We start from the raw sequence: 12,410 nt of genomic DNA, 5'->3' as shown, positions 1-12,410 counted from the left end.
AAATGGCTGGTTTAAAACTACAGGCAGTAACCAAAAGCTGGGACGGCAAAACCCAGGTGATTAAACCGCTGACGCTGGACGTCGCGGACGGGGAATTCATTGTGATGGTAGGCCCATCCGGTTGCGGAAAGTCTACGTTGCTGCGGATGGTCGCCGGTTTGGAGCGGGTGAGCGGCGGCGACATCTGGATTGATAATAAGCGCGTCACCGAAATGGAACCGAAAGATCGTGGTATTGCGATGGTGTTCCAGAACTATGCACTCTACCCGCATATGAGCGTGGAAGAAAACATGGCCTGGGGATTGAAGATTCGGGGAATGGGCAAGGAGCACATTGCTGAGCGGGTAAATGAGGCGGCGCGTATTCTCGAGCTGGGTGAGCTGCTCAAACGCCGTCCGCGCGAACTTTCTGGCGGTCAGCGCCAGCGCGTAGCGATGGGACGAGCGATTGTCCGCGACCCGGCGGTTTTCCTGTTCGATGAACCGCTTTCAAACCTTGATGCAAAGCTGCGTGTGCAGATGCGTCTTGAGTTACAACATCTGCATCGCCGACTGAAAACCACCTCGTTGTACGTCACACACGATCAGGTTGAGGCAATGACGCTGGCCCAGCGTGTGCTGGTGATGAACAAGGGCATTGCTGAACAGATTGGCACGCCAGTGGAAGTCTACGAAAAACCCGCCAGTCGCTTTGTGGCGAGTTTTATCGGCAGCCCGGCCATGAACCTGCTGGATGGGTACGTCAGCGCGTCTGGCACACATTTTGAACTGGAAGGCGGTATGACGTTACCGCTTGGTAGAAGCGCCAGGGAGTCTGGTGGGCGTAATATGACGCTGGGTATCCGCCCGGAGCATATTGCGCTAAGCTCGCAGGCCGAAGGCGGCGTGCCGCTGGTGTTAGATACGCTGGAAATGCTGGGCGCAGATAACCTGGCACACGGACGCTGGGGTGAGCAAAAGCTGGTGGTGCGACTGGCGCATCAGCATCGCCCGACGGCAGGCAGCACGCTATGGCTGCATCTGCCAGACAATCATTTGCATCTCTTTGATGGCGAAACAGGACAACGCGTATGAGTAACTGGCCTTATCCCCATATTGTCGCCCATCGTGGTGGCGGTAAGTTGGCACCGGAAAATACCCTGGCGGCGATTGACGTGGGGGCGCGATACGGGCACACCATGATTGAATTCGATGCCAAATTGTCGAAAGACGGTGAGATCTTTCTGCTGCATGACGACAACCTGGAACGTACCAGCAACGGCTGGGGCGTTGCGGGTGAACTGAACTGGCAGGATCTTCTGCGTGTTGATGCCGGCGGCTGGTTTAGCGGTGAGTTTAAAGGCGAGCCATTGCCACTGCTCTCCCAGGTGGCGGAGCGCTGCCGCCAGCATGGCATGATGGCGAATATTGAAATCAAACCGACCACCGGAACCGGGACGCTGACCGGGAAAGCCGTGGCACTGGCCGCGCGTGAACTGTGGGCGGGAATGACGCCGCCGCTGCTGTCATCGTTTGAAATTGATGCGCTTGAAGCGGCGCAACAGACGGTGCCTGAGCTGCCGCGTGGTTTGCTGCTTGATGAGTGGCGTGATGACTGGCGAGAGCTCACCACCCGGTTGGGCTGTGTCTCTATTCATCTTAATCATAAGCTGCTGGATGAGGCGCGGGTGGATGCGTTGCGCGATGCGGGGCTGCGGATTCTGGTGTATACCGTCAACCGACCCCAGCGTGCGGCAGAACTGCTACGCTGGGGAGTAGACTGCATCTGTACCGATGCGATTGATGTCATCGGGCCGGATTTCCAGCCCTGTTAAGGTCCAAGCGTTTTTAACGGAACGTTAGGTTGCGGCGTGCTGGACGGTTTTAGCATGTCGCCATTCTTTTTTTCCGGCAGCATCTGTTGCTGTTTATTCAGCGAGTTGTCCGGGTTATGCGTTCCGCTTAACATCCCGCCATTGCTGTTGGGCAGCATTTGCTGCTGGCCGGAATTCAACTCGCCTGGCTGAGACTGACGTACTCGCTGGGAGTTGGTGTTGATTTGGTTTTCCATATGCTGTTGCTGCATGCGTGTCTGCGTTTGCAACTGCTGGTTGAGCATCCCTTTCTGCTGAATTTGCTGCGTTTGCATTTGTGTTTGCATACGCTGTTGACTCGGGATCTGATAACCGGGTTGATTCGGGTTATTCATGGTGTTGATTGGCTGTGCAAAGCCTGCAAACGGCAATAGCATGGCTAAAAGTAAGAGTCGTTTCATCGCTTTTCTCCTCTCGGGGATCTCTTAAGTTTACTCCTTTCTCGCCGTTACGATGATTATTTCAGAGTTATGCACCAGGCTTAGTGGGGGCCGACCCCATAAATCTGGAGAATAACGATGATAAAACCGACGTTTTTACGCCGGGTAGCCATTGCTGCTCTGCTCTCAGGAAGTTGTTTTAGCGTTGCGGCAGCACCGGCTGCGCCGCCACCGGTATCCTACGGTGTTGAAGAAGATGTGTTCCATCCTGTGCGTGCGCAGCAGGGGATGGTGGCGTCCGTGGATGCGCTGGCCACGCAGGTTGGGGTTGATATTCTCAGACAGGGCGGTAATGCCGTCGATGCTGCCGTCGCCGTTGGTTACGCGCTGGCGGTGACGCATCCGCAGGCGGGTAACCTGGGTGGCGGCGGCTTTATGATGCTGCGCACCAAAGACGGGAAGACGACAGCAATTGATTTCCGTGAAATGGCGCCTGCTGGCGCGACTCGCGATATGTTCCTTGATGAACAGGGTAACGCCGATGCGAAAAAGTCACTGACTTCGCATCTGGCTTCCGGTACGCCTGGTACCGTGGCGGGTTTCTCGCTGGCGCTGGAGAAATACGGTACGCTGCCGTTGAATAAAGTGGTACGTCCGGCAATGAAGCTGGCGGAAGAGGGCTTTGTGGTTAATGACGCGCTGGCCGACGATCTGAAAACCTATGGCAGCGAAGTGCTCCCTAATCACGAGAACAGCAAAGCCATTTTCTGGAAGGACGGCGAGCCGCTGAAAAAGGGCGACAAGCTGGTGCAAAAGAATCTGGCGAAAAGCCTGGAAATGATTGCCGAGAATGGCCCGGATGCGTTTTATAAAGGGGCGATTGCCGATCAGATAGCCGAGGAGATGAAGAAGAACGGTGGGCTTATCACCAAAGCGGACTTAGCTGACTACAAAGCCGTAGAGCGCACGCCAATCAGCGGTGACTACCGTGGTTATCAGGTCTTCTCGATGCCGCCGCCATCTTCTGGGGGGATTCATATCGTGCAGATCCTCAACATTCTCGAAAACTTCGATATGAAAAAGTACGGGTTTGGCAGCGCCGACGCCATGCAGGTTATGGCTGAAGCGGAGAAATATGCTTACGCCGACCGTTCCGAATATCTGGGCGACCCGGATTTTGTGAAAGTGCCGTGGCAGGCGCTGACCAACAAAGCCTATGCTAAAACGCTTGCCGATCAGATTGATATCAACAAAGCGAAGCCTTCCAGCCAAATCAAGCCTGGCAAACTTGCTCCCTATGAAAGTAACCAGACCACTCACTTCTCGGTGGTGGATAAAGACGGCAATGCCGTGGCGGTGACCTATACCCTGAATACCACCTTCGGAACCGGTATTGTGGCGGGTAACACCGGTATTCTGCTCAATAATGAGATGGATGATTTCTCTGCTAAACCGGGTGTGCCGAACGTTTACGGACTGGTGGGCGGTGATGCCAACGCCGTCGGACCGAAGAAACGTCCGTTGTCGTCGATGTCGCCGACAATTGTGGTTAAAGACGGGAAAACCTGGTTGGTTACCGGCAGCCCTGGCGGGAGTCGTATTATCACTACCGTGCTGCAAATGGTGGTTAACAGCATTGATTTTGGGATGAACGTCGCTGAGGCCACCAATGCCCCGCGCTTCCACCATCAGTGGCTGCCGGATGAACTGCGCGTTGAAAAAGGTTTTAGCCCGGACACCGTCAAGCTGCTTGAGCAGAAAGGACAGAAAGTGGTGCTGAAAGAAGCAATGGGCAGCACGCAGAGCATTATGGTTGGACCGGATGGCGCACTGTACGGTGCGTCCGACCCGCGTTCTGTGGATGATTTAACGGCGGGATATTGATGGTATTGCCGGGTCTGCCGTTGATGCAGGCCCGGCGAGTGCTTCCTGGTGGTTTCTTACCCGTTATTTCACGCGCGCCATAAAGTAAGCATCAACGTACTCTCCGTTGCGCAGGCCATATTTCTTGCCGGTGCCTTCGATTTCAAAGCCGTACTTCTTATAGACTGCGACCGCAGGCTCATTATCAACAAACACCGTTAGCTCAATACGATCGACGCGCAGCCAGTTGTCGCACATGTCGATCATTGTGCGAATCAGGGCGCTGGCAACGCCGCGGTTCTGCCAACGAGCATCAACACAAATACCAAAATCAGCGACGTGGCTGCGGCGCGGGCGTTGGGCGACGGCAATGGAAAGATGTCCCACGACGATATCATCAATGCAGGCAACCAGTTGTTTGACGCCGGGCTGCTCGGCGAGTCGCACTTGCCACATCTCCATGGAAGGATGAGGAACCTGTAGCGTGTTGTGGTACACCTCCGGCTGCGCATGGATCTGACGAATGGCATCGTAATCTTTTGGTTCAGCGTGGCGTATCACTATCTCACTCATTCCTTATCTCCTGCAGGGGTAATTGTGCATTTACACTCGCTGAGAAAGAAAATTCCGTCAACTGCATTTTTTTGCAAAAATAAGTAGACAAGTGCGAATGAGAATGATTATTATTGCTCTGCGTTCAGGGGAACCCCTACGGAGAACCTGAAAGCACGACATTGCTCACATTGCTTCCAGTATTACTTTAGCCAGCTTTTGCTGGCTTTTTTTTTGGGCTGGGTTTCGGGCTAGTTTGCTTGCCAGCTTAATCCCGGGCTGTGCTCGCAACCCTCACGTACTCTGTGTACGCTCCGGTTGCTGCGCGCAGGCCGTGAATAATCTGCCTACGCCACTTACGCCCGATCTTTTGGCTGTATAATGCGGTAGGCCGGATAAGGCAACGCCGCATCCGGCACGATGACAGGATGGATTCAGTCTCCAGCCGCTTTGCGCTATGGTGTAGACATTCACCTTCAGAAGGATTGTCTCATGGCCTTACATTGCGCATTTATTGGTTTTGGCAAAAGTACCACTCGCTACCATTTACCTTATGTCCTGAACCGCAAAGACAGCTGGCATGTCGCACATATTTTTCGCCGCAACGCGAAACCGGAAGAGCAGGCGCCGCAGTATTCACATATCCACTTTACCAGCGACCTCGACGAGATCTTAAATGATCCACAGGTGAAACTGGTGATCGTCTGTACACATGCTGACAGCCATTTCGAATACGCCAAACGTGCGCTGGAAGCCGGGAAAAGCGTGCTGGTTGAGAAACCTTTCACCCCGACGCTTGCGCAAGCCAAAGCGCTGTTTGAGCTAGCGCAAAGCAAGGGATTGACCGTTACGCCATATCAGAATCGTCGTTTTGACTCCTGTTTCCTCACCGCGAAAAAGGCGATTGAGAGCGGCAAGTTGGGCGAGATTGTTGAAGTTGAAAGCCATTTTGACTATTACCGCCCGGTCGCTGAAACCAAACCAGGTCTGCCTCAGGACGGCGCATTTTATGGTCTGGGCGTACACACCATGGATCAAATTATCTCCCTGTTCGGCCGCCCCGATCATGTGGCCTACGACATCCGCAGCCTGCGCAACAAAGCGAACCCGGACGATACCTTTGAAGCGCAGCTGTTTTACGGCGACCTGAAAGCCATTGTTAAAACCAGTCATCTGGTGAAAATCGACTATCCGAAGTTTATCGTCCATGGCACAAAAGGCTCGTTTGTGAAGTACGGTATCGATCAGCAGGAAACCAGCCTGAAGGCCAATATCATGCCGGGAGAACCCGGTTTTGCCGCTGACGACTCCATTGGGCTGCTGGAGTACATCAATGATGAAGGCGTCTCAGTGAAAGAAGAGGTTAAACCGGAAGTCGGCGACTATGGCCGCGTCTATGATGCGCTGTATCAGACGCTGACAGTGGGTACACCTAATTACGTCAAGGAATCTGAAGTTCTCACCAACCTGGAAATCCTCGAACGCGCCTTTGAACAGGCAACACCTGCCACGATAACCCTCGCTAAATAGCGTTGATGGACTCCTCTGGGATTGTTCATATTTTTTGAACAGAGGAGTCAATTTTCACCCTCTATGATCCCGACCGGATTGAGTCCACACTTACTCCATCGAAAACATCTGGGGGTGAACACAATGATCTATTTACGCAAAGCTAACGACCGTGGTCATGCTAATCATGGTTGGCTCGATTCCTGGCATACTTTCTCTTTTGCCAACTACTATGACCCGAATTTTATGGGATTCTCGGCACTGCGCGTGATCAACGATGACGTGATCGACGCAGGTCAGGGCTTTGGTACTCATCCCCATAAAGACATGGAAATTCTGACCTACGTGCTGGAAGGCGCAGTAGAACATCAGGACAGCATGGGCAATAAGGAGCAGGTTCCGGCAGGTGAATTCCAGATTATGAGTGCCGGGACGGGGATCCGTCATTCGGAGTACAACCCGAGCGACACCGAGAAACTGCACCTGTATCAGATTTGGATCATTCCGCAGGAAAATGGCATTACACCGCGCTACGAGCAACGTCGTTTCGATGCTGTTCAGGGCAAACAGTTGGTGCTGTCACCGGATGCACGAGAGGGTTCGCTGAAAGTGTATCAGGATATGGAGTTGTATCGCTGGGCGCTGCTTAAAGATGAACAGTCGGTGCATCAAATCGCCGCTGAACGCCGCGTCTGGATCCAGGTGGTAAAAGGTAACGTCACCATTAACGGGACCAAAGCGACCACCAGCGACGGTCTGGCAATCTGGGATGAACTGGCAATTTCGATTCATGCCGACAGCGACAGCGAAGTGTTACTGTTTGACCTGCCGCCAGTCTAAATCTGCGTAATCTTGCCCGATGGCGCGTAGCTTATCGGGCCTACGTACTGATGTAGGCCGGATAAGACGCGAAAGCGTCGCCATCCGGCTCTTCATCCTTTGTCATTTATTCCGCACGTCCGTGGTAAACTGGGGATATCTATCCCTTTTTAACGCTTCAGGACGATGAAAAAGAAAAGACCCGTACTTCAGGATGTAGCCGACCGCGTGGGCGTGACTAAAATGACGGTCAGTCGCTTTTTGCGTAACCCGGAGCAGGTCTCCGTGGCGCTGCGGGGCAAAATTGCCGCTGCACTTGATGAGCTGGGTTATATTCCCAATCGTGCTCCTGATATCCTTTCTAATGCCACCAGCCGTGCAATTGGCGTGCTGTTACCGTCTCTCACCAACCAGGTTTTTGCTGAAGTCCTGCGCGGCATAGAAGCCGTCACCGACGCCCATGGCTATCAAACCATGTTGGCGCACTACGGCTATAAACCGGAGATGGAGCAGGAACGCCTGGAATCGATGCTGTCGTGGAATATCGATGGTCTGATCCTCACCGAACGTAGCCATACACCCCGGACGTTGAAAATGATCGAAGTGGCGGGGATCCCGGTCGTTGAACTGATGGACAGCCAGTCTCCGTGTCTGGATATTGCCGTCGGCTTTGACAACTTCGAGGCCGCCCGGCAGATGACCGCCGCCATTATCGCGCGTGGCCATCGCCATATTGCCTATCTGGGTGCGCGTCTTGATGAACGTACTATCATCAAACAGCGGGGCTACGAACAGGCCATGCGCGACGCCAATCTGGTGCCCTATAGCGTGATGGTGGAACAGTCTTCTTCCTACTCTTCCGGTATCGAGCTTATCCGTCAGGCGCGGCGTGAATATCCACAGCTGGACGGTGTTTTTTGTACCAACGATGACTTAGCGGTAGGCGCAGCGTTTGAATGTCAGCGTTTAGGGCTGAAAATCCCTGATGACATGGCGATTGCCGGTTTCCACGGTCACGATATCGGCCAGGTGATGGAACCGCGTCTGGCGAGCGTACTCACGCCGCGTGAACGGATGGGCAGCATTGGTGCAGAACGTCTGCTGGCGCGCATCCGTGGTGAGGTAGTCACACCTAAAATGTTAGATTTAGGTTTCACCTTGTCACCGGGCGGATCTATTTAACCCAACAAGTTTGAAGTAGCTCACACTTATACACTTCGGGCACGAATGGATATTGCTTCTCTATTTATCCGGCTGGACAATGTTACCGATAACAGTTACCCGTAACAATTTCCTGATTCTTGTACCAGTGGGGGCAACGCTTTGAGCACGACTAATCATGATCACCACGTTTACGTTCTGATGGGCGTATCGGGCAGCGGTAAATCTGCTGTCGCCAGCGAAGTGGCGCATCAACTGCAGGCCGCGTTTCTTGATGGCGATTTTCTCCATCCGCGCAGCAACATCATGAAAATGGCTTCCGGTGAGCCATTAAACGATGACGACCGTAAACCGTGGTTACAGGCGCTGAATGACGCCGCCTTCGCGATGCAGCGCACCAACAAGGTTTCGCTGATCGTCTGCTCTGCCTTGAAAAAAGACTATCGTGACCAGTTGCGTGACGGTAACCCGAATCTCTCTTTCATCTACCTGAAAGGGGATTTTGACGTTATCGAAAGTCGTCTGAAGGCGCGTAAAGGTCACTTCTTCAAAACGCAGATGCTGGTAACTCAGTTTGAAGCGCTGGAAGAACCGGGTGCAAATGAAAACGATGTTCTGGTGGTGGATATCGATCAGCCGCTGGACGGTGTGGTAGCTAGCACCATTGAGGTTATTAACCAGGGCAGTAAGTAGTGACTACATTAACGCTTGTTTTAACAGCAGTAGGGTCCGTTTTATTACTGCTTTTTTTAGTAATGAAGGCGCGTATGCACGCCTTCGTTGCTTTGATGGTGGTATCCATTGGTGCAGGTCTCTTTTCCGGTATGCCGCTCGATAAAATCGCGGCAACGATGGAAAAAGGGATGGGAGGCACGCTCGGCTTTCTGGCGATTGTGGTGGCGCTGGGGGCGATGTTCGGCAAGATTTTGCATGAGACGGGCGCGGTCGATCAGATTGCCGTTAAAATGCTGAAATCCTTCGGTCACAGCCGTGCGCATTATGCGATCGGTCTGGCCGGTCTGATTTGCGCGCTACCGCTGTTCTTTGAAGTGGCGATTGTGCTGCTGATAAGTGTCGCATTCTCGATGGCGCGCCATACGGGAACTAACCTGGTGAAGCTGGTTATTCCACTGTTTGCGGGTGTGGCTGCTGCTGCCGCGTTCCTGCTGCCAGGGCCGGCGCCAATGCTGCTGGCTTCGCAAATGCACGCTGACTTTGGCTGGATGATCCTGATTGGCCTGTGTGCGGCGATTCCGGGCATGATTATCGCCGGGCCGCTGTGGGGCAACTTTATCAGCCGTTACGTTGAACTGCATGTACCGGAAGACATTACCGAGCCGCATCTGGGCGAAGGCAAGATGCCATCCTTTGGCTTCAGCCTGTCGCTGATCCTGCTGCCGCTGGTGCTGGTCGGCCTGAAAACTATCGCCGCACGTTTTGTGCCGGTCGGTTCTACTGCGTATGAATGGTTCGAATTTATTGGTCATCCGTTCACTGCGATTCTGGTCGCCTGTCTGGTTGCTATTTATGGTCTGGCCATTCGCCAGGGTATGGCGAAAGACCGGGTAATGGAGATCTGCGGCCACGCGCTGCAACCGGCGGGGATTATTCTGCTGGTGATCGGTGCCGGTGGCGTGTTCAAACAGGTGCTGGTGGATTCCGGCGTCGGTCCGGCACTGGGCGAAGCGTTAACCGGTATGGGCTTACCGATTGCCATTACCTGCTTTGTGCTGGCGGCGGCGGTACGTATTATTCAGGGTTCCGCGACCGTAGCCTGCTTAACGGCTGTGGGTCTGGTGATGCCAGTGATTGAGCAACTGAATTTTTCCGGTGCGCAGATGGCGGCACTGTCTATCTGTATCGCGGGCGGCTCTATCGTGGTCAGCCACGTGAACGATGCCGGTTTCTGGCTGTTCGGTAAATTTACCGGTGCAACTGAAGCGCAAACGCTGAAGACCTGGACGATGATGGAAACCATCCTCGGTACGGTCGGCGCGATTGTCGGTATGATTGCTTTCCAGCTGTTGAGCTGAGTCTTGTTGCCCGGTGGCGCTTGCGCTTACCGGGCCTACATCAAGTACATATCCGCATCGTAGGCCGGGTCAGGCGAAGCCGCCACCCGGCGTGCAACGAATACGTCACCCCTTCATCCACATCCGTACGCCATCGAGGAACATCTGGGTGGCCATCATCACCAGAATCAGTCCCATCAGGCGCTCAAGGGCGTTAACCCCTTTCTCACCCAGCAGACGTAAAAACAGCGAAGACTGCAACAAAATCACAAAGGTACCGCCCCAGGCGATCAGTAGCGCAATCACCAGATGCCCCATCTGATTCGGGTACTGGTGCGATAGCAGCATCAACGAAGCCAGAATTGTTGGACCAGCAACCAGTGGAATCGCCAGCGGCACGATAAAGGGTTCTTCGCCTGCCGGAAGCCCGGTGCTATTCCCGGTGGCGCTGGGGAAAATCATTTTGATGGCAATCAGGAACAAGATGATGCCTCCGGAGATGGAGACAGTTTCTGCTCGCAGGTTAAGAAATGCCAGAATTTTCTCGCCCGCAAACAGGAAAATGAACATCACCAACAGAGCAATGAACAGCTCGCGAATCATAATCGCGCGACGGCGTTTTGGTTCGGTATGTTTCAATACGGACATGAAAATGGGCAGATTTCCGAGCGGATCCATAATCAGGATCAATAAAACTGCCGCTGAAATGATTTCATTCATAACTCAAATTCCCTGATAATTACCGCGGACTTTCTGCTTGCTTGCGCAGCGGGATAAGTCGCATTACTGATGGCTTCGCTATCATTGATTAATTTCACTTGCGACTTTGGCTGCTTTTTGTATGGTGAAGGATAGGCCAGTAGGATACTGGTTAGCATACACAGCACACATCTCTGCAGGAAAAAAACGCTATGAAAAATGTTGGTTTTATCGGCTGGCGCGGTATGGTCGGCTCTGTTCTCATGCAACGCATGGTTGAAGAGCGCGACTTTGACGCCATTCGCCCTGTTTTCTTTTCTACTTCCCAGCTCGGGCAGGCGGCACCGACGTTCGGTGGTTCGACTACCGGCACACTTCAGGACGCTTTTGATCTGGACGCGCTGAAGGCGCTGGACATTATCGTGACCTGTCAGGGCGGCGATTATACCAACGAAATCTATCCAAAGCTTCGTGAAAGCGGTTGGCAGGGTTACTGGATTGACGCGGCTTCTTCATTGCGCATGAAAGACGATGCCATCATCATTCTCGATCCGGTTAACCAGGATGTCATTACCGACGGTCTGAACAAAGGTATTAAGACTTTTGTCGGCGGTAACTGCACCGTTAGCCTGATGCTGATGTCGCTCGGCGGCCTGTTTGCCAATGATTTGGTTGACTGGGTATCCGTGGCAACTTACCAGGCGGCCTCCGGCGGCGGCGCACGTCATATGCGTGAACTGCTGTCGCAGATGGGGCATCTGTATAGCCATGTGGCCGATGAACTGGCGACACCTTCCTCTGCTATCCTCGACATCGAACGCAAAGTCACGACCCTGTCCCGTAGCGGTGAACTGCCGGTTGATAACTTTGGCGTACCGCTGGCCGGTAGCCTGATTCCGTGGATCGACAAACAGCTCGATAACGGCCAGAGCCGTGAAGAGTGGAAGGGGCAGGCGGAAACCAACAAAATTCTCAACACGTCTTCGGTGATCCCGGTTGATGGTTTGTGCGTGCGCGTCGGTGCGCTGCGCTGCCATAGCCAGGCATTCACCATTAAACTGAAAAAAGATGTGTCTATTCCGACCGTTGAAGAACTGCTGGCTGCGCACAATCCGTGGGCAAAAGTAGTGCCAAACGATCGGGATATCACTATGCGTGAGTTAACCCCAGCGGCCGTTACCGGTACGTTGACCACGCCAGTAGGCCGTCTGCGTAAGCTGAATATGGGACCGGAGTTCCTGTCAGCCTTTACCGTAGGCGACCAACTGCTCTGGGGTGCCGCGGAGCCACTGCGCCGTATGCTGCGTCAGCTGGCGTAATGCTGGACTGCCTGATGGCGCTACGCTTATCGGGCCTGTAAATGACGCGAGTCAGCAGGCCGGGTAAGGCCGCACCGCCATCTGGCAGACACATATTGTGAATAAACATTGGGTGCTGAGTCGCCCTTTTTTTTGCGTAATACAGGAGTAAGCGCAGATGTTTCATTTTTTACCGGGAGTAAGATAAAGCATTGGCTATTCTTTAAGGGTGACTTAGTACCGGAGGTATTAAGTTGTTGCCTGA

At 53.5% G+C, this 12,410-nt stretch carries 12 protein-coding genes; 9 read left to right on the top strand and 3 right to left on the bottom strand.

Annotation, left to right across the window (positions count from 1 at the left end; genetic code table 11):
* Window positions 1-2: 2 nt before the first annotated feature.
* Window positions 3-1,073 carry a sn-glycerol-3-phosphate import ATP-binding protein UgpC gene (locus NNO08_RS01465; RefSeq protein WP_271448679.1) on the top strand — a complete coding sequence of 357 codons (1,071 nt, stop codon included), beginning with the start codon at window positions 3-5 and terminating at the stop codon, window positions 1,071-1,073.
* On the top strand, window positions 1,070-1,813 hold the full coding sequence (gene ugpQ, locus NNO08_RS01460) for a glycerophosphodiester phosphodiesterase (RefSeq protein WP_271456032.1): 744 nt from the start codon (window positions 1,070-1,072) through the stop codon (window positions 1,811-1,813). Before NNO08_RS01465 ends, ugpQ begins: the two co-directional genes overlap by 4 nt.
* Here ugpQ and NNO08_RS01455 read toward each other — a convergent pair.
* Window positions 1,810-2,253, bottom strand: coding sequence for a DUF2756 family protein (locus NNO08_RS01455; RefSeq protein ID WP_202037535.1), 444 nt, complete (start codon window positions 2,251-2,253; stop codon window positions 1,810-1,812). The two genes, ugpQ and NNO08_RS01455, sit on opposite strands and share 4 nt — an antisense overlap.
* A 117-nt stretch (window positions 2,254-2,370) precedes the next feature.
* Between NNO08_RS01455 and ggt the strand changes: the two genes are divergently transcribed.
* Window positions 2,371-4,116 (top strand): gamma-glutamyltransferase, encoded by a 1,746-nt coding sequence (gene ggt / locus NNO08_RS01450; protein WP_271456031.1) that lies wholly within the window; start codon window positions 2,371-2,373, stop codon window positions 4,114-4,116.
* Between the two features lie 63 nt (window positions 4,117-4,179).
* Here ggt and yhhY read toward each other — a convergent pair whose 3' ends face one another.
* A complete protein-coding gene (gene yhhY, locus NNO08_RS01445) occupies window positions 4,180-4,668 on the bottom strand; it encodes an N-acetyltransferase (protein ID WP_137381960.1) in 489 nt (162 codons plus the stop codon).
* A 471-nt stretch (window positions 4,669-5,139) separates the two neighbouring features.
* Here yhhY and NNO08_RS01440 point away from each other — a divergent pair, with 471 nt between their 5' ends.
* The 5 genes from NNO08_RS01440 (at window position 5,140) to gntU (ending at window position 10,169) form a co-directional block, all read left to right on the top strand.
* Window positions 5,140-6,177: an oxidoreductase gene (locus NNO08_RS01440; RefSeq protein WP_271456030.1), complete on the top strand. Its 1,038-nt coding sequence runs from the start codon at window positions 5,140-5,142 to the stop codon at window positions 6,175-6,177.
* Window positions 6,178-6,300: 123 nt separating this feature from the next.
* A complete protein-coding gene (gene yhhW, locus NNO08_RS01435) occupies window positions 6,301-6,996 on the top strand; it encodes a quercetin 2,3-dioxygenase (protein ID WP_271456029.1) in 696 nt (231 codons plus the stop codon).
* Between the two features lie 165 nt (window positions 6,997-7,161).
* The gene (gene gntR, locus NNO08_RS01430; RefSeq protein ID WP_271456028.1) at window positions 7,162-8,157 is read left to right on the top strand and encodes a gluconate operon transcriptional repressor GntR; all 996 of its coding nucleotides are present in this window, start codon (window positions 7,162-7,164) and stop codon (window positions 8,155-8,157) included.
* Between the two features lie 141 nt (window positions 8,158-8,298).
* Window positions 8,299-8,829, top strand: coding sequence for a gluconokinase (gene gntK / locus NNO08_RS01425; protein WP_032940611.1), 531 nt, complete (start codon window positions 8,299-8,301; stop codon window positions 8,827-8,829).
* Window positions 8,829-10,169 (top strand): gluconate transporter, encoded by a 1,341-nt coding sequence (gene gntU / locus NNO08_RS01420; RefSeq protein WP_137381956.1) that lies wholly within the window; start codon window positions 8,829-8,831, stop codon window positions 10,167-10,169. The genes gntK and gntU overlap by 1 nt, the downstream gene beginning before the upstream one ends.
* A gap of 105 nt (window positions 10,170-10,274) precedes the next feature.
* On the opposite strand, the gene yhgN is transcribed toward gntU, so the two are convergent.
* Window positions 10,275-10,868, bottom strand: a complete 594-nt coding sequence (yhgN, locus tag NNO08_RS01415) for an NAAT family transporter YhgN (RefSeq protein WP_006687438.1) — start codon at window positions 10,866-10,868, stop codon at window positions 10,275-10,277.
* Window positions 10,869-11,059: 191 nt separating this feature from the next.
* Between yhgN and asd the strand changes: the two genes are divergently transcribed.
* Window positions 11,060-12,166, top strand: coding sequence for an aspartate-semialdehyde dehydrogenase (gene asd / locus NNO08_RS01410; protein ID WP_271441375.1), 1,107 nt, complete (start codon window positions 11,060-11,062; stop codon window positions 12,164-12,166).
* The last annotated feature ends 244 nt before the right edge of the window (window positions 12,167-12,410 follow it).

The sequence above is a fragment of the Citrobacter sp. Igbk 17 genome, from assembly GCF_028069775.1.
GTDB lineage: Bacteria > Pseudomonadota > Gammaproteobacteria > Enterobacterales > Enterobacteriaceae > Citrobacter.
This window is presented reverse-complemented; position numbering and strand designations above follow the sequence as displayed.

Coding starts and splice junctions, on each gene's coding strand:
- yhgN (WP_006687438.1), bottom strand. CDS start 10,868: ATGAATGAAATCATTTCAGCGGCAGTTTTATTGATCCTGATTATGGAT.
- yhhW (WP_271456029.1), top strand. CDS start 6,301: ATGATCTATTTACGCAAAGCTAACGACCGTGGTCATGCTAATCATGGT.
- NNO08_RS01440 (WP_271456030.1), top strand. CDS start 5,140: ATGGCCTTACATTGCGCATTTATTGGTTTTGGCAAAAGTACCACTCGC.
- ugpQ (WP_271456032.1), top strand. CDS start 1,070: ATGAGTAACTGGCCTTATCCCCATATTGTCGCCCATCGTGGTGGCGGT.
- yhhY (WP_137381960.1), bottom strand. CDS start 4,668: ATGAGTGAGATAGTGATACGCCACGCTGAACCAAAAGATTACGATGCC.
- ggt (WP_271456031.1), top strand. CDS start 2,371: ATGATAAAACCGACGTTTTTACGCCGGGTAGCCATTGCTGCTCTGCTC.
- gntR (WP_271456028.1), top strand. CDS start 7,162: ATGAAAAAGAAAAGACCCGTACTTCAGGATGTAGCCGACCGCGTGGGC.
- NNO08_RS01465 (WP_271448679.1), top strand. CDS start 3: ATGGCTGGTTTAAAACTACAGGCAGTAACCAAAAGCTGGGACGGCAAA.
- NNO08_RS01455 (WP_202037535.1), bottom strand. CDS start 2,253: ATGAAACGACTCTTACTTTTAGCCATGCTATTGCCGTTTGCAGGCTTT.
- asd (WP_271441375.1), top strand. CDS start 11,060: ATGAAAAATGTTGGTTTTATCGGCTGGCGCGGTATGGTCGGCTCTGTT.